The sequence below is a fragment of the Kosakonia sp. S42 genome, from assembly GCF_016624785.1.
Classification (GTDB): domain Bacteria; phylum Pseudomonadota; class Gammaproteobacteria; order Enterobacterales; family Enterobacteriaceae; genus Kosakonia; species Kosakonia cowanii.
On record NZ_JACVTW010000021.1, the window covers coordinates 48,411 to 67,768 of the forward strand.

Below are 19,358 nucleotides of genomic sequence, written 5' to 3' on the forward strand. Positions count from 1 at the left end.
AAATGAAAAACTATTACGCCTTCCTCCCCTTATTATGTTTGCCTCTACTTAGCGGCTGCCCGATGGGCGACCGTGTCGATCAGCGCTATAAGCCCGCAGAAACCGCCCCGGTGATGGTAAAAAACGCTCAGGTCTGTTTCACCATTAAAGACGCTGAAGATTATCAGCCCGCCTTTATTTCCATCGCGCCGCGCACCACCCCTTATAAAGAGCGTTGGTATCAACAAGCGCCGCGGTTAGCGGTAAAAGAGGGCGAAATGTGTATTCCACCCAGCCTCTATAAATTCCCTGACAGCGGGCAATTCATTGCGACGTTTGTGCTCTCCTCGAAAGCCAAAGCGCAGACCACGGCGTTTAATACGCGTCGCTTTAACGTTGCCTTCGCGATTGACGCAGGCCATGCGAAACCTATCGCCGTTAACGACAGCGAGTTTTAACGCGTTTCACTAAACGGTTGCTGCTTTCCCGCTCGTGCCGCGCCAGGCATTCAGCATCTGCTGCGCCAGCCACTCGGCTTGCGGGCCGGGCGTTGCGCTGGCCTGCTGCACAAAGAACCCTTGCGCCTCTTCGCGTAGCGCATCCGCGGAGTGAGTCGGCGACTGCATCACCACCAGCACACCCTGTCGATCCGCGCAGTAGTACCACTGGCACTGGGCGACGTAGCCGAGGCTGCGCTCGACACGCATCTGGTGGAAAAAGAGCGGTTGATAGCGCTGGACAAGTGCCTGCATCTCCGCAATCTCCTCTTCAACCGGCAGGAACAGCAGCAGCGCGTTGTCCTCCTCCTGCGTATCCAGCGTGAAGTGTTTGCCGGGAGCGATAAGCGGCGGCGCGTCGGTTTCGGTCTCAACAGGAAAGATAAAGGCGCTTAACAAGCGGGAGAGCGCCTGATGCAGCGCCGCGTCGCCGCCCGCCAGATGCGCTTGCCAGCCCTGTTGAGTGGGCTGAGCAACAGAGGTTGTCAGTTCGCGCGGCAATTGCGCCAGTAAGCGGCGCACGGCGCTACCCTGCATCTCGCGGGCGGTCTCCTGCGCCAGCGCAAGGCGCGCCTGCACTCCGGCGTTAGCATCCTCGCGCTGCAAAATCTGGGTAATTTCCGCCAGCAGGGACTGCATCAGCAGCGGCTCTCCGCAGAGGTGAAGCTGCCAGATCCCCTGCTCACGCTGCACGGTCAACACGCCGCCCTGGCGAGCCGCCCATGCACTGAGTGGGCGCAGGCGCGAGGCCAGCCACCAGCCGGTTTCATCACTAAACGCCGTGGCGGGCTGTGGTCGCAGCCGCAGTGAAGCGTCGCCCTCTGCCGGTTGCCACGCCAGCGGCGCAGTGGCGGAAGGGAGCGCAGGCGCATGCAGCGGCGCAGGCGTCGGGAAGGGGGTAAACGAGACTGGTTCATCAGGTGCTGTTTGCGGGACAAAAGGGGCCAGCATCAGGGAGAAACCCTGGCTCTCCACGGTTTCTCCGTTCACCTCAGGCGAGGCCCATAACCGGCTGGCGTTTGCCGGGGTAAGGGCTGCCAGCAAAGCAGGCCAGCCGTCGGGATCGGGCGGCAGCAGGCCAATGGCGCGCGCACGCAGCGCTTCAAGCGGCGCAAGCTGCATAAAAGTGTGCTGCGTAAAGCGGCATAGCGCCTGACACTGCGCCTCGCTCAGGGCGCTGACGGCATCCAGCCAGTGGAAGAAGAGAGCTTCAACCTGTGCGGCGCTGACGCTCTCATCGCGCAGCGTAAAGGTGAGTCGCAGCCAGAGGGTTTCGCTATTCAGGCAATCGGCCTGCAGGTTGATGGCCGTTACCAGGTTGCGCTGGCGCCAGGTCTCCATCAACCCGCCTGCGGTTTCATCCAGCAACAGGGTTTCCAGCAGACGCAGCGCACCGCTGACGGCGGCGGGAGGGGTAAAGCTCAGCACCAGCATGGTTTCGCGCGGCTGATGCAGCGCGCAATCGCCCTGTGCAAGGGCGAGCGGCATAACGACATCGGCCTCTCTGCCTGAGGGGGGCGGCGCGGCGCTACAGCGCGCCAGCGCTTCGAGATTCTCCAGCGTTTGCGGCCCCTGTAAAAAGAGGCGCAGGTTCCCGGCGTGATAGTGCTGCTGGTGGAAAGCCTGCAATGCCTGCTGAAGCGGGGCGGCTTCGTCGCCAAAGCTTGCGTGGTTGCCGATGCGAAAACGCGCCAGCTGACCATCGCCATCCAGCATCTTTAGCAGAGCGGCTTCGCGCCGTTTTTCAGCATCATGCTGCAACAGGAGATACTCTGCGTCGATCACCGAGGCTTCTGCGAGGATCTCGCTCTCATTAAGCTGCGGTGTCACCAGCATATCGGTAAGGCGTAACAGCCCCGGCTCCAGCAGGTCAGCAGGCACCTCAAAAAAGTAGGCCGTCTGCGCCAGCCGGGTTGAGGCGTTAAGCCGCCCGCCCTGCGACGGTACCCAGCTGATTAGGCGCTGCGCCTGGGGAAAACCGAGGCTGCCGCGAAACAGCATATGCTCCAGCAGATGCGCCAGCCCCGGCCAGCCCTGCGGCTCTTGCAGGCTGCCAGCGTCGACGCACCACAGTGCTGCCGCCTGGCGCGCGTCGGGTTGATGCACCAGGGTGACGTGCAAACCATTGTCGAGGTGGAGCTGTCGGGTCTGCATGGTTAGCCTTTGACAATCAGTTGCGAGTTAACGCGGTTGCGAAAACGCAGTTCATGCACGCCGATGCGGCTATGGTTGGCCTCTTCACGCGCTGCGAGAATGGTGCCGTGATGCGGCGATTTGCTGCATACCGGGTCGGCATTCGCTGCGTCGCCGGTCAGCATATAGGCCTGGCAGCGGCAGCCGCCAAAGTCCTGCTCCTTCTCCGGGCAGGAGCGGCACGGCTCCGGCATCCAGTCGTTGCCGCGATAGCGGTTAAAGCCGAAGGAGTCATACCAGATGTGTTCCAGCGAGTGCTCCAGCACTGAGGGGAACTTCACCGGCAGCTGGCGCGCGCTGTGGCACGGCAGCGCGGTGCCTTCCGGGGTCACGCTTAAGAAGATCGCCCCCCAGCCGCCCATGCAGCCCTTTGGGCGCTCCTCGTAGTAGTCCGGGGTGACAAACAGTAAGTTGGTCAGGTTGCCGCTTTCCGCCATCTTCGCCCGGTAGTCGCTGACCACCGCTTCGGCGCGGGCGATCTGCTCGCGGCTCGGCAGTAGCCCTTCACGGTTAAGCTGCGCCCAGCCGTAAAACTGACAGGTCGCCAGTTCAACGTCATCGGCCTCCAGCTGTAACGCCAGGGCGATAATCCGGTCGATCTGGTCGATATTGTGCCGGTGCAAGACGAAGTTCAGCACCATCGGGTAGCCGAGCGCTTTGACCGCTTTCGCCATCGCCAGCTTCTGATGAAAGGCTTTTTCGTTGCCCGCCAGCGCGGCATTCAGCTCAGGATCGCTGGCCTGGAAGCTGATCTGGATATGATCCAGCCCGGCATCGGCAAAGGTGTGCAGCTTCTTCTCGCTCAGACCAATGCCGGAGGTGATCAGATTGGTGTAGAACCCCATCCCGCGCGCGGCGGCAATCAGCTCCGGCAAATCTTTGCGCAGCAGCGGTTCACCGCCGGAAAAGCCAAGCTGTACGCTGCCCATCGCCCGCGCCTGGCGAAACACCTCAATCCACTGCGCCGTGGTCAGCTCCTGCTCCTGGGTCGAGAAGTCGAGCGGGTTGGAGCAGTAGGGGCACTGTAGCGGGCAGCGATAGGTCAGCTCCGCCAGCAGCCAGAGCGGCGGATTGACGCTTTTGGCGGCCTCACTCACGGAAAATCACCCACTTCTGTGCATAGGCCTGCGCCAGGAAATCGAGCACGTCGGCAGCAAGCTCTTCGGCGTCGGGAAAACGCGCCTCCAGCGTGGCGATAATCTCGCCCACGCTTTTAATGCCATCGACTTCTGAGAGGATCGCCGTGGCGCTGTCGTTCAGCTTCGCCATCCCTTCCGGGTAGAGGATCACATGGCAATCCTGCGCGGCTTCCCACTGTAAACGGTAGCCCCGGCGAAAGGCGGGAATGTGATGTGCCTGAATGTGCATTACACCAGTCTCCTTGTGTGCCACACCGCGTCTGCGGTGACGGTGTGATAGGGCGCGCGATGAAGGCTGTAGGCCATGGTCATCGCATCGAGCATGCTCCAGAGGATGTCGAGTTTAAATTGCAGGATATCGAGCATTCGCTGCTGCTTTTCAGCGGTGTCGCACCACTCCAGCGCCAGTGATAAACCGTGCTCGACATCGCGTCGCGCCTGGCCGAGACGGCTGCGGAAGTAGTCATACCCCTGCGGTTCAATCCACGTGTAGTGTTGCGGCCAGCTGTCGAGGCGTGACTGGTGGATCTGCGGCGCGAAGAGTTCGGTCAGCGAGCTGCATGCCGCCTCCTGCCAGCAGGCGCGGCGGGCAAAGTTGACGTAAGCATCCACCGCGAAACGCACGCCCGGCAGCACCCGCTCTTCCGAGAGCAGGCTTTCGCGGGTTAACCCCACCGCTTCGCCAAGACGCAGCCACGCTTCGATACCGCCTTCGCTTTCCCCCTCGCCATCGTGATCGAGAATACGTTGCACCCACTGGCGGCGCACTTCCGGATGCGGGCAGTTGGCCATGATCGCCGCGTCTTTCAGCGGAATGCTGGTCTGGTAGTAGAAGCGGTTGGCGACCCAGCCCTGGATCTGCTCCCGCGTGGCTTCACCGTTATGCATCGCGATGTGATAAGGGTGATGAATATGATAGTACTGACCCTTCGCCCGTAATGCGGCCTCAAACTCCTCGGGCGTCAGGCATATTGCTTCACTCATGAAACCTCTTATAGCGCGATAACCATCCCGTCCCAGCTCACTTCAATCCCCTGTTGCTCAAGGCTTTTTCGTTCCGGGGAGGCTTCATTCAGGATCGGGTTGGTATTGTTAATATGAATTAAAATCTTGCGACGGGCGGGCAGCGTCGCGAGCAAAGTTGCAAGACCCTGCTCTTCGGCTAACGCCAGGTGACCCATCGCTTTGCCGCTGTGGCCGCCAACGCCGGTGGCGCTCAGCTCGTTATCACGCCACAGCGTGCCGTCGATCAGCAGGCAGTCGGCGCGCTGCAACCACGGCATGATTGTCTCGTCTGGCTCGCCGAGACCCGGCGCGTAAAGCAGGCTCTGCCCGCTGTTGCTGTCTTCAATAAACAGCGCCACGTTGTGCCCGGGTAGCGGGCGATCGCGGTAAGGCGAGTAGGGCGGTGCATTGCTCAACAGCGGGATAGCGGTAAAGTGCAGCTGCGGGCAAACCGCCACCTGGAAGCGCGCCAGCGGCTGAACAGGGTGATGTTGCAGCCCGCCGTTCCAGTGGCTGAGCATCGGGAAGACGGGAAAGCCGGTGCTGAGATCATCATGCACTTCCGGTGTGCACCACACCTGATGTGGGCAGCCTTCACGCAGGCTTAGCAGCCCCGCGCTGTGATCAATCTGGCTGTCGGTCAGGATAATGGCGCCAATGGCGGTACCGCGCAGCTGTTCGGGTCTGTTCAGCGCAGGCGTGGTGCGTAATTGCTGGCTGATATCTGGCGAGGCGTTGCACAACACCCAGTCTTTGCCATCATCGCTTATCGCAATCGACGATTGCGTGCGCGCTGAGGTTTGCATTGTGCCGTTACGCACTCCCGCGCAGTTCGGGCAGTTGCAGTTCCATTGGGGAAAGCCGCCGCCCGCTGCGGAACCTAAAACAGTAATCAGCATCTGTGTAAACCGGTAAGCAAAAAGAGGAAGCCCGCAGCAAGGCGGGCGGGCGCGTTTAGCGGTTGGAAATATAGAGAGTGACTTCCAGACCTAAGCGCAGATCCACGAACGTTGGTTTAGTCCACATAGCGTAACTCCTTGGGATGAGAGGAGGTAACCCGCGTAATTCAGTTACCCCAGGTCATATTCAGAACTCGCAGCCAGTTGCGCCAGGCAAGTTTCTCTGCCAACGGCTGGCTGATGCCAGACGATGTCAGCAGGGCCATGAGTCGCGGTAGCCCCGTGACATCGCCCAACTCTTCCGGCAGGTCGATGCCGTCAAAGTCGGAGCCGAATGCTACACGATCCTCACCAAGTTTAGTAAGCAGATAGTCGATGTGTTGGAAAATTTTGTGTAAAGGAGTGCGGGCGTCGCGCTTGCCATCTTCACGCAGGAAGGCGGTGCCGAAGTTAACGCCCACCAGCCCGTCGCTGGCGGCAATCGCCTCCAGCTGAGCATCGGTGAGATTACGCGGCTGCGGGCAGAGGGCGTGAGCATTGGAGTGGCTGGCGACCAGCGGCGCAGTGCTGAGGGCAGCGGTGTCCCAGAACGCCCGTTCATTCATATGCGAGAGGTCGATAAGAATTCGCCGGTGGTTGCAGGCACGGATAAGCCGTTTGCCCGCCTCGCTCAGGCCCGGCCCGGTATCCGGCGAACCGGGAAAGCGGCCGTTTACCCCTTCGCCAAACACATTCGGCAGGTTCCAGAACGGCCCAATACTGCGCACGCCGCGTGCGACCAGCGCATCAAGCGGCTCTAACTCTGCGTTTAAGGCATCGGCACCTTCAATATGCAGCACCAGCGCAATGGTGCCCTCTTGCAGGCACTGCGCAATCTCCTGTGCGCTGTGGCAGACGCGCATTCTGCCCTCTGAGGCGTCGACCATGCGGTAAAAGAGATCGATCTGCTGGTGGGTGATGTGGAGCGGATCGTGCAGCGCCTGCGCTTCAGCGGGCGTGATGCCGCGCATCTCTGCGATATAACGAATGGGAGGCACAAAGACGGCGAACAGCCCGCCGGCAAAACCGGCGCGCTGCATACGGGGAAAATCGAGATGGCCGCCGTTAAGGCCGCTGAAAACCTGTGCGACAGAGGTGTCTGGCTGCTCCAGCCACAACCGCAGCAGCAGATCGTTATGACCATCAAACACGGGGAGTTGCGCCGCCATCTTTCAAACCTTGTGTAAAAGCAAAACTGGCCGCGGGGGCCAGTTTGCGTGGAGCATTAACGCATGGTGACGAACTCTTCTGCCGCCGTTGGGTGGATGGCGACAGTGTTGTCGAAGTCCTTCTTGGTCGCGCCCATCTTCAGCGCCACGGCGAAGCCCTGCAACATCTCATCCATCCCGGAGCCGATACCGTGAATACCGACAATCTTCTCCTCTGGCCCGACGCAGACCAGCTTCATGCGGCACGGCTGGCGGTGAGAGGTGACGGCGGTATACATCGCGGTAAAGGAGGATTTATAGACCTTCACCTGGTCGTCGCCATACTGCTCGCGCGCCTGCGGTTCGGTTAAACCAACGGTGCCGATTGGCGGGTGGCTGAAGACCACGGTCGGAATATTGCTGTAGTCCAGATGCTCGTCCGGCTTGTTGTTAAACAGGCGCTCGGAGAGGCGACGACCCGCCGCCACGGCAACCGGCGTCAGCTCAACCGCGCCGGTGTTATCGCCCACCGCATAGATGCCGGGAACGCTGGTGTTCTGGAACTTATCCACTTCGATATAGCCCTTGTCGTTGGTTTTCACACCAGTCGCGGCAAGGTTGAAGTTATCGGTTTCCGGTTCGCGGCCAATCGCCCAGATCAGGCAGTCAACGGTCTGCGAACGGCCATCTTCCAGTGTGATCGTCAGGCTGCCGTCGCCGTTTTTCACAACAGCAGTTGGCACCGCGTGGGTGTGCAGATTCGGGCCTTCTGCCGCCATCACTTCCACCAGTGTCTCGGTGATCATCGGATCGAAGCTGCGCAGCGGCGCGTGTTTACGCACAAAGAGGTGCGTTTCGGCACCGAGGCCGTTGATCACGCCCGCCAGCTCGACGGCGATATAGCCTGCGCCTACCACCGCCACGCGTTTCGGCAGCGCGGGCAGTGCGAAGAAGCCGTCGGAATCAATGCCATATTCCGCGCCGGGAATCGACGGGTGGCTCGGGCGACCGCCAGTGGCGATCAGGATATGGTCGGCGGTGATCGTCTCGCCGTTCACTTCCACAGTTTTGGCATCGACAAAGCGCGCAAAGCCGCGGATCACATCCACGTTATTTTTGCCCAGCACGTTGTCATAAGAGGTGTGAATACGGTCAATGTAGGCGCTGCGGCTGGCGACCAGTTTGCTCCAGTCGAAGTGATTCACCGTGGTGTCGAAACCGTAATCCGGGCCGTAAAGATGGATCGCTTCGGCGATCTGCGCCGCATGCCACATCACCTTTTTCGGCACGCAGCCGACATTAACGCAGGTGCCGCCCAGCTCTTTGGCTTCGATCAGCGCGCATTTTTGACCATACATGGCGGCACGGTTGATCGAGGCGATACCGCCGCTGCCGCCACCGATGGCGAGGTAGTCATAATGTTTGCTCATGGTCGTTTCCTTAATCCTGAACGAAGTCGACAGTCGTGGCGCGATTGTAACGCGCCGGGCGTAATGCGCCACCGATGGCTGCGATTACTCTGCTACTACCTGGTTTACCAGCGTATGGCCTGTACCGGCCGGGACCAGTTTCTTGTGCAGCCACGGCAGCACGTTGTTCATTTGCGCTTCGAGTTTCCACGGCGGGTTAATCACGATCATGCCGGAGGCGGTCATGCCGCGTTGATCGCTGTCCGGGCGCACGCCCAGCTCGATTTGCAGGATGTTGCGAATGCCGGTGGCTTCCAGATCGCGCAGCATGCGTTTGATTTGCTGGCGCATCACTACCGGATACCAGAGGGCGTACACGCCGGTGGCGAAACGTTTGTGGCCTTCGCTGATACCGCTCACTACCGCCTGATAGTCGGTTTTGATCTCATACGGCGGGTCGATCAGGATCAGACCACGGCGAGAGACCGGCGGCAGTTTGGCTTTTAATTGCTGATAGCCATCGGCGCGCGCCACGCGAGTGCGTTCATCTTTCTGGAACTCCTGGCGCAGCAGCGGGAAGTCGCTCGGATGCAGCTCGGTCAGCATCAATGTGTCCTGCTCGCGCAGCAGCTGGCGGGCAATCAGCGGTGAACCTGGGTAGTAACGCAGCTGCTCGCCACGGTTAAAGTGACGCACCACATTCATGTAGGGTTCCAGTTCGGCAGGCAGGTCATCCTGCTGCCAGATGCGCGCAATCCCTTCCATATATTCACCGGTGCGCTCCGCATGCTCGCCGGAGAGCTGATAACGCCCCGCGCCTGCGTGGGTGTCGAGATAGAGAAACGGTTTCTCTTTTTCTTTCAGCGCTTCAATGATCAGGCTCTGAACGGTGTGTTTGAGGACGTCGGCGTGGTTGCCCGCGTGGAAGCTGTGGCGATAACTGAGCATAGCGTTGGAGATTCCAGAAATTAAACGAGATTTCGCACAGTCTATCGCAGATCGCGGCGGATTACCGCTCAACCCTCCGCTTATTGCAGCGATACCCGGCTTAAGCGCACCCTCCGGCATTGAAATCTCCATAAGTTAGCCCCATGCTAATCAAACACCCTTTTCAACAGGACTGCGCATATGACCAACCCCCTTTTGACGCCTTTCGAGTTACCGCCGTTTTCCCACATTCGTCCTGAACACGTTGTCCCTGCGGTAACGAAAGCGCTGGACGACTGCCGAAACGCGGTTGAGAGCGTTGTCGCGCAGGGTGGCCCCTATACCTGGGCCAATCTTTGCCAGCCGCTGGCGGAAGTCGATGACCGCCTGGGTCGTCTCTTCTCTCCCGTCAGCCACCTGAATTCCGTGAAAAACAGCCCGGAACTGCGTGAAGCTTACGAACAGACCCTGCCGCTGCTCTCCGAGTACAGCACCTGGGTCGGCCAGCATGAAGGGCTCTATAACGCCTATCGCGATCTGCGCGACGGCGACCACTACGCTGAACTGAGCGTTGCCGAGAAAAAATCGGTCGATAACGCCCTGCGCGACTTTAAACTGTCGGGTATTGGCCTGCCGAAAGAGACGCAGAAACGCTATGGCGAAATCGCCGCGCGCCTCTCTGAACTGGGCAACCTCTACAGCAACAATGTGCTCGACGCCACCATGGGCTGGAGCAAGCTGGTTACTGACGAATCTGAACTCTCCGGCATGCCGGAAAGCGCCTTAGCGGCGGCGAAAGCGCAGGCTGAAGCTAAAGAGCAAGAGGGCTATCTGTTAACGCTCGATATTCCGAGCTACCTGCCGGTGATGACTTACTGCGACAACCAGGCGCTGCGCGAAGAGATGTACCGTGCGTACAGCACCCGCGCCTCCGATCAGGGGCCGAACGCCGGTAAATGGGATAACAGCCCGGTGATGGCAGAGATCCTCGCCCTGCGCCACGAACTGGCGCAACTGCTCGGCTTTGAGAGCTACGCGGATAAATCGCTGGCGACCAAAATGGCGGAAAACCCGGCGCAGGTGCTGGAGTTCTTAACCGATCTGGCGAAACGCGCGCGTCCGCAGGGCGAAAAAGAGCTGGCGCAGTTGCGTGCTTTTGCGAAAGCGGAGTTTGGCGTCGACGATCTGCAACCGTGGGATATCGCCTACTACAGCGAAAAACAGAAGCAGCACCTCTACAGCATTAGCGATGAGCAACTGCGCCCTTACTTCCCGGAAAACCGCGCCGTTAACGGCCTGTTCGAAGTGGTAAAACGCATTTACGGTATTACCGCTAAAGAGCGTACCGATGTTGATGTGTGGCATCCGGAAGTGCGCTTCTTCGAACTGTATGACGAAAACAACGAGCTGCGCGGCAGCTTCTACCTCGATCTCTATGCCCGCGAGCACAAACGCGGCGGGGCGTGGATGGATGATTGCGTCGGCCAGATGCGCCGCGCCGATGGCACGCTGCAAAAGCCGGTCGCCTATCTCACCTGTAACTTTAACCGCCCGGTGAGCGGCAAACCGGCGCTCTTTACCCATGATGAAGTGATCACCCTGTTCCATGAGTTTGGTCACGGCCTGCACCATATGCTGACGCGGGTTGAAACCGCAGGCGTCGCGGGCATCAGCGGTGTGCCGTGGGATGCGGTCGAGCTGCCGAGCCAGTTTATGGAGAACTGGTGCTGGGAGCCGGAGGCACTGGCATTTATCTCCGGTCACTTTGAGACCGGCGAGCCACTGCCGCAGGAGCTGCTGGATAAAATGCTGGCGGCGAAAAACTACCAGGCGGCGATGTTTATCCTGCGCCAGCTGGAGTTCGGCCTGTTCGACTTCCGTCTGCATGCGGAATTTAACCCGCAAGAGGGGGCGAAAATCCTCGAAACTCTGGCCGAGATCAAACGCCAGGTCGCGGTGATGCCTGGGCCGTCGTGGGGTCGTTTCCCGCACGCCTTTAGCCACATCTTTGCGGGTGGTTACGCCGCGGGTTACTACAGCTATCTGTGGGCCGATGTGCTGGCAGCGGACGCTTACTCCCGCTTCGAGGAAGAGGGGATTTTCAACCGCGAAACCGGGCAGTCGTTCCTCGATAACATCCTGACGCGCGGCGGTTCAGAAGAGCCGATGGAGCTGTTCAAACGCTTCCGTGGTCGCGAGCCGCAGATTGACGCGATGCTTGAGCATTATGGTATCGAAGGCTAACACTTGAAGATCTGCTTAGTGGATGAAACAGGCACCGGAGACGGTGCCTTATCCGATCTTATCGCCCGCTTTGGGCTGGAGCCGGATAACGACAACCTGATGGCGCTGGTTCGCACGCCAACCCATCTTGAGCTGCGTAAACGCGATGAACCGAAACTCGGCGGCATCTTTGTCGATTTTGTCGCAGGCGCGATGGCGCACCGGCGCAAGTTTGGTGGCGGTCGCGGCGAAGCGGTGGCGAAAGCGGTCGGCATTAAAGGCAGCTATCTGCCGGAAGTGGTGGATGCCACTGCCGGGCTTGGGCGCGACGCCTTTGTGCTCGCTTCCGTCGGTTGCCGGGTTCGCATGCTGGAGCGCAACCCGGTGGTTGCCGCTCTGCTGGAGGATGGTCTGCAGCGCGGCTATGCAGATGCAGAAGTCGGCCCGTGGTTGCGCGACCGATTAACGCTTATTCACGCTTCAAGCCTCTCGGGGCTGGCAGATATTACGCCGCGCCCGCAGGTGGTCTATCTCGATCCGATGTTTCCGCACAAGCAGAAAAGCGCGCTGGTGAAAAAGGAGATGCGGGTCTTTCAGTCGCTGGTTGGCCCGGATCTTGATGCCGATGGCTTACTGGAGCCTGCGCGTCAGTTAGCGATTAAACGCGTGGTGGTTAAACGGCCCGACTATGCGCCGCCGCTGGCAGGCGTCGCTACGCAATCTGCGGTGGTGACCAAAAGCCACCGGTTTGATATTTACCCCGGCTCCGGGGAATAAAAAAGCCCGGTGGCGTTGCGCGCACCGGGCGGTATTCAGGCTACTGACGAAAGGTCAACGAACGATTATTCGTCCTCTTCATCGCGCAGCGGGACAATCAGCATATCCACATGAACGGTGTTAATCAGCTGGCGCGCAGAGGACATCAGTTTGCTCCAGAAGTCCTGATGATGGCCGCACACCACCAAATCCATATCATATTTTTTGATCGCGTCGACCAGCACCTGGCCCAGATCGCCGCTGCCGCTGAGGGTTTCGGTAATCGGATAGCCTGCGTTGGTGGAGAGCTCCGTCAGCGCCTGGTGCGTTTCGTCGGAGATGCGCTTTTGCATATCGCCGAGGTTAACGTCGATAAGGCCGGTGTAGAGATCGGAGTAGTTCACATCGACATGAATCAGGGAAATCTTTGCGTTGTAAGGGCGCGCCATAGAGACGGCTTTATCAACCAGCAGCTTGCTTTCAGGGGAGAGATCGACGGCGATAAGGATGTGTTTGTAAGCCATAATGTTACTCCTTCCATAAGTTGTCGATGGCCATCCGGGTGAAACCCTGATGGGGTTGCGCTGCGCTCGCATCCTGCGTTGTACGTGAGCGTTGCGCCCGACTTTTCAGGTCGTATTCAAAATGATTCCTACCTTATAACGCTCTAACAGCACCGTCAATCAACCTGGATCACGATTCACTTACGTAATATTTACAGCGAGATGCAGGGATCTGCGTTCGCTTGTGGCAAAAAAAGAGCGCTATCTCCTACACTATTAAGAAACCGTACGGAAGAGAGAGACGGTGTCCCGAAGTTGTCCTGATGCTTGCGCGAGGTCAACTACGGAACATCGCCTTCGTTGTGGTCCGTCCGGAGCCTTGGTTACACTCTTTGTTGTCTACCTTAGTGGGGTTTTCAGGAGCGTGAGCGCTGGAGTGAAACTCTGTGGGCTCTCGCCGGGGAGGGGATATGGTGATCAGCACTGTTGCGCTGTTTTGGGCTTTGTGTGTGGTGTGTGTAGTGAACATGGCGCGTTATTACTCATCGCTGCGCGCCCTGTTGGTAGTACTTCGCGGGTGTGATCCCTTGCTGTATCAATATGTCGATGGCGGTGGGTTCTTTACCGCCCACGGTCAGCCGAGCAAGCAGATGCGGCTGGTGTGGTACATCTACGCCCAACGTTACCGCGATCACCATGACGATGAGTTTATCCGCCGCTGCGAGCGGGTGCGTCACCTGTTTATTTTGACCAGTTCGTTATGCGGGCTGGTGGTGCTGAGCCTGATTGGGCTGATGATTTGGCACTGAGCGCTGTTTTGATAACTGCCTGATGGCGCTGCGCTTATCAGGCCTACGGGTTACCGGGCTGAGCTTCCGGCGTAGGCCGGATAAGGCGCCAGCCGCCATCCGGCAATGTGCACGGTTCCGGCAATAAAAAAACGGGTCAGTTTCCTGACCCGTTTTTTGTCTCTCTGAGGCTTAGGTTAAATAAGCTTCAGCGCAATCCAGTACAGACCGCCGGAGAGAATAATCGACGCCGGCAGCGTGAAGATCCAGGCCATCAGAATGTTGGTCACGGTTTTACGCTGCAGACCGCCGCCGTCGACAATCATCGTACCGGCTACGGACGAAGAGAGCACGTGGGTGGTCGAGACCGGCATACCGGTATAGCTTGCCAGACCAATCGACACCGCTGCGGTCATCTGCGCGGACATCCCCTGAGCGTAGGTCATGCCTTTCTTACCGATCTTCTCGCCGATGGTGGTGGCAACACGACGCCAGCCAATCATCGTCCCCAGACCCAGCGCCAGCGCGACCGCCATGATGATCCAGATTGGCGCGTACTCGATGGTGCTGAGCATATCGCCTTTCAGTTTCTTCAGCAGACGCTGATCGTCGGCGCTGATCTCCGGCTGCTTCGCCACTTTATCCGTGATATCGGAGAGGCAGAGCATAATCCGGCGCAGCTGTCCGCGCTGTTCCAGCGGGATTTGATCGTAGCTTTCAATCCCGGTGAGCATCGCTTTCGCACGGTCCAGCGCACTGATAGCGCGGCCCGCGTGGCAGTGAAACTCGCCAGGCTTAGTGGCTACTTCTTCCGGCGTTGGGATCAGCGGATCGACACCGGTCGCTTTTTGCAGCAGCGCCGGATGTTGCTGGAAGTAGGTTTCCACGTTGTTGACGGCATCCCGCGTACGGGTGATGTCATAACCGGAGGCGTTCATGTTGACCACGAAGCCCGCCGGCGCAACGCCGATCAGCACCAGCATAATCAGGCCGATACCTTTCTGACCGTCGTTTGCCCCATGAGAGAAGCTGACGCCGATAGCAGAGAGGATCAGTGCGATACGCGTCCAGAAAGGCGGCTTTTTCTTGCCGTCGATCTTCTCACGTTCCGCAGGCGTCATATGGATACGCGCACGTTTCTTGGTGCTGCTCCAGTAGCGACGCAGCAGGAACACCAATCCACCGGCAAATACCAGGCCGACGATCGGTGAAACGATCAGCGAACCAAAGATATTCAGCACTTTCGGGATGTTCAGCGCGTCGACCACCGAGGTGCCGGTCATCAGTGCATTGGTTAAACCAATACCGATAATTGCGCCAATCAGGGTGTGAGAACTGGAAGCAGGCAGGCCCAGATACCAGGTGCCGAGGTTCCAGATAATGGCAGCCAGCAGCATGGAAAAGACCATCGCCAGGCCGTGTGCGGAGCTAACATTCAGCAACAGATCGGTTGGCAACATATGCACAATGGCATACGCAACGCTTAACCCGCCCAGCAAAACGCCGAAGAAGTTAAACACTGCCGCCATCACAACCGCCAGCTGAGAACGCATAGCGCGTGTATAAATCACGGTTGCCACGGCATTCGCTGTGTCGTGGAAGCCGTTAATGGCCTCGTAAAACAGAACAAAAACCAGTGCAAGCACGAGGAGTAGCCCGGTATGGAGATCCAGGCCGGCAAACAAATGTACCATAGGTCGTTAAGCCATTTTGGGGACACGAACGCCGCGCATTATCAGGGACATTGGCGGTATGGGCAAAGTGAAATATCGACTTTTTTTGACATCATCGCTTACATTCCGCTGAATTTTTAAAATTATCTTATAAATTTCAATGGTATGTTTCTTTTCTCACCACACCGCGCTGGTGTGACCAGCCTGAACTCTTTACAATTCGCGACCAGGTAAGAGAGAGGGTGAAGATGTGGAAAGCTTTGATGCCATTATAGTCGGTGCTGGCGCGGCGGGGATGTTTTGTGCGGCGCTGGCGGGGCAAGCGGGTCGGCGCGTGCTGCTGCTGGATAACGGCAAAAAGCCGGGGCGTAAGATCCTGATGTCCGGCGGCGGGCGCTGCAACTTCACCAATCTTTATGTCGAACCGGCGGCTTACTTAAGCCAGAACCCCCATTTTTGTAAATCTGCCCTCGCGCGCTACACCCAGTGGGATTTTATCGATCTGGTGGGTAAACACGGCATCGCCTGGCATGAGAAGACGCTCGGCCAGCTCTTTTGCGACGACTCCGCGCAGCAGATTGTCGATCTGCTGGTGGCGGAATGCGAGAAGGGCAATGTCACCCAGCGCCTGCGCACGGAAATCCTCTCCGTCGAGCGTGATGACAACGGCTACACCTTACAGCTGAACGGCGGCACGGTGCAGGCGGCGAAACTGGTGATCGCCTCCGGCGGGCTGTCGATGCCGGGGCTGGGCGCTTCGCCTTTCGGCTACAAAATCGCCGAGCAGTTTGGCCTGAAGGTGCTGCCGACCCGCGCCGGTCTGGTGCCCTTTACCCTGCACAAACCTTTGCTTGAGCAGGTGCAGACCCTCTCCGGCGTCTCTGTGCCGTCTCTTATCACCGCTGAAAACGGGACGGTATTTCGCGAAAACCTGCTCTTTACCCATCGCGGTCTGTCGGGGCCTGCGGTGCTGCAAATCTCCAGCTACTGGCTGCCGGGCGAGTTTGTCACTATTAACTTAGTGCCGGAGTGCGATTTGGCGGAGTTCCTCAATCAGCAGCGCGATACGCACCCTAATCAGAGTCTGAAAAACACCCTCGGCATGCAGTTGCCCAAACGCCTGGTGGAGTGTTTGCAGCAGCTTGGGCAGATCCCTGATGTGACGCTGAAACAGCTCAATAGCCGTGACCAGGAGAAGCTGGTCGAGACCCTGACCGCGTGGCGTGTCCAGCCCAATGGCACCGAAGGCTACCGCACCGCAGAGGTAACGCTCGGCGGCGTGGATACCCATGAACTCTCCTCGCGCACCATGGAAGCGCGAAACGTGCCGGGGCTCTATTTTATTGGCGAAGTGATGGATGTGACCGGCTGGCTGGGGGGCTACAACTTCCAGTGGGCATGGTCCAGCGCGTGGGCCTGCGCACAGGCGCTAGCGGAGCAAGAGGCATAAGCGTTTTTCGATCGCCCACGGTTTGCCGCATGTAATGCATCTTTTTCAGGCAATAAATTGCGAGAGCCCTCGCGAAACCGCAATGAGAGCATTTGACTCTGCGGCTGCGCACTCACACAATCCTTTTCACTTAAAGCAAATTACGCTGAAGGCCATTGATTTACGCGTCTTTATTTTTGCGGGAGCTTCATTAACTCGCTAAAAACAGACGCTTTTTTTGGTAGGTTTGCTATGGATTAGGATAATTCCTGGCACTTATTTCGCCGAAAAATCAGACAATAGAGGCCTTTTCGCTTTCAGAAAGGGTGCGGTAGCTTTTTATCAAGCCCGCCACGTTAAACCGATGAACGCGCCTGGAGTGGTGCGTTTTATGTCAGGATCCGCTTTATGAGCAATCGCATCACTGTTCAGTTACCTGCCGAGGGGCTGCTCTTCTGGAAAATTTCTGGTCGTGAAGCCCTGTCCGAAGCATTCTCCTTTACCCTGCAATTGCTCGGGACTGACGCGCGCATGGATCGCAGCCAGCTGCTCGGTAAACCGGTCACCGTCACCCTGCCAACCCAGGGCTTGTCCGGCAGCCGCTACCTTAACGGTAAAATCACCCGCGTCGCCGTAAGCGCCGTCGAGCTGAGCGGTACGCGTTATGCCGTTTACCAACTTACCGTTGAGCCGGATCTCTGGCCGATGAAGCGCGACCGCAACCTGCGTATTTTCCAGGGACAGACGGTGCCGCAAATCGTGAAAACCCTGCTGGGCGAATACCAGGTCAATATTGAAGATAAGCTGACAGGCAGCTACCGCACGTGGGAGTACTGCGTGCAGTACCAGGAGAGCAGCTTCGATTTCATCAGCCGTCTGATGGAGCTGGAAGGCATCGCCTACCATTTCAGGCATGAAGCGGACAAACACACGCTGGTGCTGACCGACGCGGCTACCCAACATCAGCCCTTTAGCGGCTATGAATTTATTCCCTATCACCAGACGCCATCGGGCGGTAGCACCGATGAAGAGGGAATTAGCCAGTGGGCGCTGGAAGATAGCGTGACGCCAGGGATTTACAGCCTGGATGATTACGATTTCCGCAAACCGAACGCATGGCTTTTCCAGGCGCGGCAAAACCCGAACTCTCCGTCTCCCGGCGCTATTGATGTTTATGACTGGCCGGGCCGCTTCGTCGAGCATGGGCATGGCGAATTCTACGCCCGCATTCGCCAGGAGCGCTGGCAGGTTGAGCATCAACAAATCGAAGGCACCGCCACGGCAATCGGTATTGCGCCGGGCTGCACTTTCCAGCTGACCAACGCCGCGTTCTTTAATGACAATGGCGAATATCTTGTTACCGCCGCCCACTACAATTTTGAAGAGAACCGCTACGCCAGCGGTGCCGACAGCCAGACGGTGCACCGCATCGACTTCAGCGTTATTCCCTCCTCGGTGGTGTTTCGCCCGCCGCAGCACACTCCCTGGCCGCGCACTTACGGCCCGCAGACCGCGCGCGTTGTTGGCCCGCAGGGGGAGAGCATCTGGACGGATAAATATGGCCGCATAAAAGTGAAGTTCCACTGGGATCGACTGGCGAAAGGCGATGACACCAGCTCCTGCTGGGTGCGCGTCTCCAGCGCCTGGGCCGGTCAGGGCTATGGCGGCGTACAGATCCCACGCGTCGGCGACGAAGTCGTCATCGACTTTATCAACGGCGACCCGGACCGCCCGATAGTCACCGGCCGCGTATACAACGAAGCGAGCATGCCGCCCTGGGCGCTGCCTGCCGCCGCAACGCAGATGGGCTTCCTCAGCCGCTCGAAAGATGGCTCGGTAGATAACGCCAATGCCCTGCGCTTTGAAGATAAAGCGGGCGAAGAGCAGGTGTGGATCCAGGCCGAGCGTAACCTCGATACCCATGTGAAAAACGATGAGACGCGCAGCGTTGGCGGCTCACAGACCGTGAACATCACGCGCGATCACAGCGGCAAAGTGGCCGGAACCCACTTCCAGGCGACGCAGCTATCCCACGACGAGGTGATTGGCGGTGGCTTTACGCAGAAAGTGCAGGGCCCCCTGGTGCAGGCCTCTGACACCGGCATTCAGCTTGTTTCTGGTAAATCGGTGCTGACATTGGGTGCCAACGGCACGGTTACGCTGCAGTGTGAGAATTTCAAAATCGACGCGCAGGGTAGCGGTCAGATTAATACCGGCGGGCTGCTGGATTTGAACTTATCGAAGCCACAACCGCAGGGTGAAATTGCCCCTACCATTTCGCAGATCCAGGACGCGGTAAAACAAGCATTTAATCAAGGGAAGGATAAATAATGGCGACCGCACAGTTTGTTATTTCGGAAGGCATCCTCAACCTGCCGGAAGCATGCCAGGATCGCAGCATTAACGTGCTGCGCTTTAATGAGAGCAACGCGACGCTGGTGATCACCCGTGCGTGGGACATCAAGGCAGGTGAGGAAGAGGCGTTTATCAGCCAGCAGCTGGCGAAAGTGAAGCGCAGCATGAAGAAAGTCGTAATGGGCGAAGTGGGAGATAGCCAGGTGGCGAACCAGCCTGCCCGTGAAGTTTCGCTGCGCTTTGAAAACCAGGGCGTGCTGGTGCATGAGAAACTGGCCATCACCCGCGTGGAGGATCATCTTCTGGTGCTGACGTTCAGCCGTACCGCGCCGTTTGACGCGCCTGCTGATGCATTCTGGGCGTCGATCAAATCGGGCTTACAGTTAGGGGCGTAAG

Annotated in this window: 18 protein-coding genes; 7 read left to right on the plus strand and 11 right to left on the minus strand. The window is 58.6% G+C overall.

All coding sequences use genetic code 11. The features are described 5' to 3' along the window. Positions 1-2 precede the first annotated feature (2 nt). Positions 3-437: a putative T6SS immunity periplasmic lipoprotein gene (locus tag IAE50_RS18860; protein WP_157737692.1), complete on the plus strand. Its 435-nt coding sequence runs from the start codon at positions 3-5 to the stop codon at positions 435-437. Between the two features lie 9 nt (positions 438-446). Here the strand turns inward: IAE50_RS18860 and pqqF are convergent, their stop codons facing one another. The 9 genes from pqqF to IAE50_RS18905 all read right to left on the minus strand — a co-directional run bounded on the left by pqqF (position 447) and on the right by IAE50_RS18905 (position 9,256). Next, a complete protein-coding gene (gene pqqF, locus IAE50_RS18865) occupies positions 447-2,630 on the minus strand; it encodes a pyrroloquinoline quinone biosynthesis protein PqqF (protein WP_200580947.1) in 2,184 nt (727 codons plus the stop codon). Between the two features lie 2 nt (positions 2,631-2,632). Beyond that, positions 2,633-3,766: a pyrroloquinoline quinone biosynthesis protein PqqE gene (gene pqqE / locus IAE50_RS18870; protein WP_094422491.1), complete on the minus strand. Its 1,134-nt coding sequence runs from the start codon at positions 3,764-3,766 to the stop codon at positions 2,633-2,635. Beyond that, positions 3,759-4,037 carry a pyrroloquinoline quinone biosynthesis peptide chaperone PqqD gene (pqqD, locus tag IAE50_RS18875; RefSeq protein ID WP_076769365.1) on the minus strand — a complete coding sequence of 93 codons (279 nt, stop codon included), beginning with the start codon at positions 4,035-4,037 and terminating at the stop codon, positions 3,759-3,761. The genes pqqE and pqqD overlap by 8 nt, the downstream gene beginning before the upstream one ends. Beyond that, positions 4,037-4,792: a pyrroloquinoline-quinone synthase PqqC gene (gene pqqC, locus IAE50_RS18880; protein WP_076769366.1), complete on the minus strand. Its 756-nt coding sequence runs from the start codon at positions 4,790-4,792 to the stop codon at positions 4,037-4,039. The genes pqqD and pqqC overlap by 1 nt, the downstream gene beginning before the upstream one ends. An 8-nt stretch (positions 4,793-4,800) precedes the next feature. Next, positions 4,801-5,712 (minus strand): pyrroloquinoline quinone biosynthesis protein PqqB, encoded by a 912-nt coding sequence (gene pqqB, locus IAE50_RS18885; protein ID WP_200580948.1) that lies wholly within the window; start codon positions 5,710-5,712, stop codon positions 4,801-4,803. A gap of 55 nt (positions 5,713-5,767) precedes the next feature. Next, positions 5,768-5,839 carry a pyrroloquinoline quinone precursor peptide PqqA gene (gene pqqA / locus IAE50_RS18890; RefSeq protein ID WP_071789594.1) on the minus strand — a complete coding sequence of 24 codons (72 nt, stop codon included), beginning with the start codon at positions 5,837-5,839 and terminating at the stop codon, positions 5,768-5,770. Positions 5,840-5,879: 40 nt separating this feature from the next. Then, positions 5,880-6,920 (minus strand): dipeptidase, encoded by a 1,041-nt coding sequence (locus IAE50_RS18895; RefSeq protein ID WP_200580949.1) that lies wholly within the window; start codon positions 6,918-6,920, stop codon positions 5,880-5,882. Between the two features lie 56 nt (positions 6,921-6,976). Beyond that, a complete protein-coding gene (gene gorA / locus IAE50_RS18900; protein ID WP_200580950.1) occupies positions 6,977-8,329 on the minus strand; it encodes a glutathione-disulfide reductase in 1,353 nt (450 codons plus the stop codon). Between the two features lie 84 nt (positions 8,330-8,413). Next, positions 8,414-9,256, minus strand: coding sequence for a 23S rRNA (adenine(2030)-N(6))-methyltransferase RlmJ (locus IAE50_RS18905; protein ID WP_128481943.1), 843 nt, complete (start codon positions 9,254-9,256; stop codon positions 8,414-8,416). 180 nt (positions 9,257-9,436) lie between these two features. On the opposite strand from IAE50_RS18905, the gene prlC reads away from it, so the two are divergent. Continuing rightward, the gene (prlC, locus tag IAE50_RS18910) at positions 9,437-11,479 is read left to right on the plus strand and encodes an oligopeptidase A (protein ID WP_023482076.1); all 2,043 of its coding nucleotides are present in this window, start codon (positions 9,437-9,439) and stop codon (positions 11,477-11,479) included. Between the two features lie 3 nt (positions 11,480-11,482). Then, positions 11,483-12,235 (plus strand): 16S rRNA (guanine(1516)-N(2))-methyltransferase RsmJ, encoded by a 753-nt coding sequence (gene rsmJ / locus IAE50_RS18915; RefSeq protein WP_200580951.1) that lies wholly within the window; start codon positions 11,483-11,485, stop codon positions 12,233-12,235. A gap of 65 nt (positions 12,236-12,300) precedes the next feature. On the opposite strand, the gene uspA is transcribed toward rsmJ, so the two are convergent. Further along, positions 12,301-12,738, minus strand: coding sequence for a universal stress protein UspA (gene uspA, locus IAE50_RS18920; RefSeq protein WP_042713217.1), 438 nt, complete (start codon positions 12,736-12,738; stop codon positions 12,301-12,303). Positions 12,739-13,190: 452 nt separating this feature from the next. Here uspA and uspB point away from each other — a divergent pair, with 452 nt between their 5' ends. Then, positions 13,191-13,526, plus strand: coding sequence for a universal stress protein UspB (gene uspB, locus IAE50_RS18925; RefSeq protein WP_023481978.1), 336 nt, complete (start codon positions 13,191-13,193; stop codon positions 13,524-13,526). A gap of 176 nt (positions 13,527-13,702) precedes the next feature. On the opposite strand, the gene pitA is transcribed toward uspB, so the two are convergent. After that, on the minus strand, positions 13,703-15,199 hold the full coding sequence (pitA, locus tag IAE50_RS18930; protein WP_042713216.1) for an inorganic phosphate transporter PitA: 1,497 nt from the start codon (positions 15,197-15,199) through the stop codon (positions 13,703-13,705). A gap of 229 nt (positions 15,200-15,428) precedes the next feature. Here pitA and IAE50_RS18935 point away from each other — a divergent pair, with 229 nt between their 5' ends. From IAE50_RS18935 to IAE50_RS18945, 3 genes are all read left to right on the plus strand, one after another. Further along, positions 15,429-16,628, plus strand: coding sequence for an NAD(P)/FAD-dependent oxidoreductase (locus IAE50_RS18935; RefSeq protein WP_200580952.1), 1,200 nt, complete (start codon positions 15,429-15,431; stop codon positions 16,626-16,628). A gap of 387 nt (positions 16,629-17,015) precedes the next feature. Then, positions 17,016-18,938 carry a type VI secretion system Vgr family protein gene (locus IAE50_RS18940; RefSeq protein WP_200580953.1) on the plus strand — a complete coding sequence of 641 codons (1,923 nt, stop codon included), beginning with the start codon at positions 17,016-17,018 and terminating at the stop codon, positions 18,936-18,938. Further along, complete coding sequence (locus IAE50_RS18945; protein ID WP_200580954.1) at positions 18,938-19,357, plus strand: DcrB-related protein; 420 nt, start codon at positions 18,938-18,940, stop codon at positions 19,355-19,357. The genes IAE50_RS18940 and IAE50_RS18945 overlap by 1 nt, the downstream gene beginning before the upstream one ends. Position 19,358: the final 1 nt, after the last annotated feature.

Excerpts from the sequence above, each read along its gene's own strand:
- IAE50_RS18895 (WP_200580949.1), bottom strand. The coding sequence starts at position 6,920 with ATGGCGGCGCAACTCCCCGTGTTTGATGGTCATAACGATCTGCTGCTG.
- IAE50_RS18940 (WP_200580953.1), top strand. The coding sequence starts at position 17,016 with ATGAGCAATCGCATCACTGTTCAGTTACCTGCCGAGGGGCTGCTCTTC.
- prlC (WP_023482076.1), top strand. The coding sequence starts at position 9,437 with ATGACCAACCCCCTTTTGACGCCTTTCGAGTTACCGCCGTTTTCCCAC.
- IAE50_RS18860 (WP_157737692.1), top strand. The coding sequence starts at position 3 with ATGAAAAACTATTACGCCTTCCTCCCCTTATTATGTTTGCCTCTACTT.
- pqqD (WP_076769365.1), bottom strand. The coding sequence starts at position 4,037 with ATGCACATTCAGGCACATCACATTCCCGCCTTTCGCCGGGGCTACCGT.
- gorA (WP_200580950.1), bottom strand. The coding sequence starts at position 8,329 with ATGAGCAAACATTATGACTACCTCGCCATCGGTGGCGGCAGCGGCGGT.
- IAE50_RS18905 (WP_128481943.1), bottom strand. The coding sequence starts at position 9,256 with ATGCTCAGTTATCGCCACAGCTTCCACGCGGGCAACCACGCCGACGTC.
- pqqC (WP_076769366.1), bottom strand. The coding sequence starts at position 4,792 with ATGAGTGAAGCAATATGCCTGACGCCCGAGGAGTTTGAGGCCGCATTA.
- IAE50_RS18945 (WP_200580954.1), top strand. The coding sequence starts at position 18,938 with ATGGCGACCGCACAGTTTGTTATTTCGGAAGGCATCCTCAACCTGCCG.
- uspA (WP_042713217.1), bottom strand. The coding sequence starts at position 12,738 with ATGGCTTACAAACACATCCTTATCGCCGTCGATCTCTCCCCTGAAAGC.
- pitA (WP_042713216.1), bottom strand. The coding sequence starts at position 15,199 with ATGGTACATTTGTTTGCCGGCCTGGATCTCCATACCGGGCTACTCCTC.
- pqqF (WP_200580947.1), bottom strand. The coding sequence starts at position 2,630 with ATGCAGACCCGACAGCTCCACCTCGACAATGGTTTGCACGTCACCCTG.
- pqqB (WP_200580948.1), bottom strand. The coding sequence starts at position 5,712 with ATGCTGATTACTGTTTTAGGTTCCGCAGCGGGCGGCGGCTTTCCCCAA.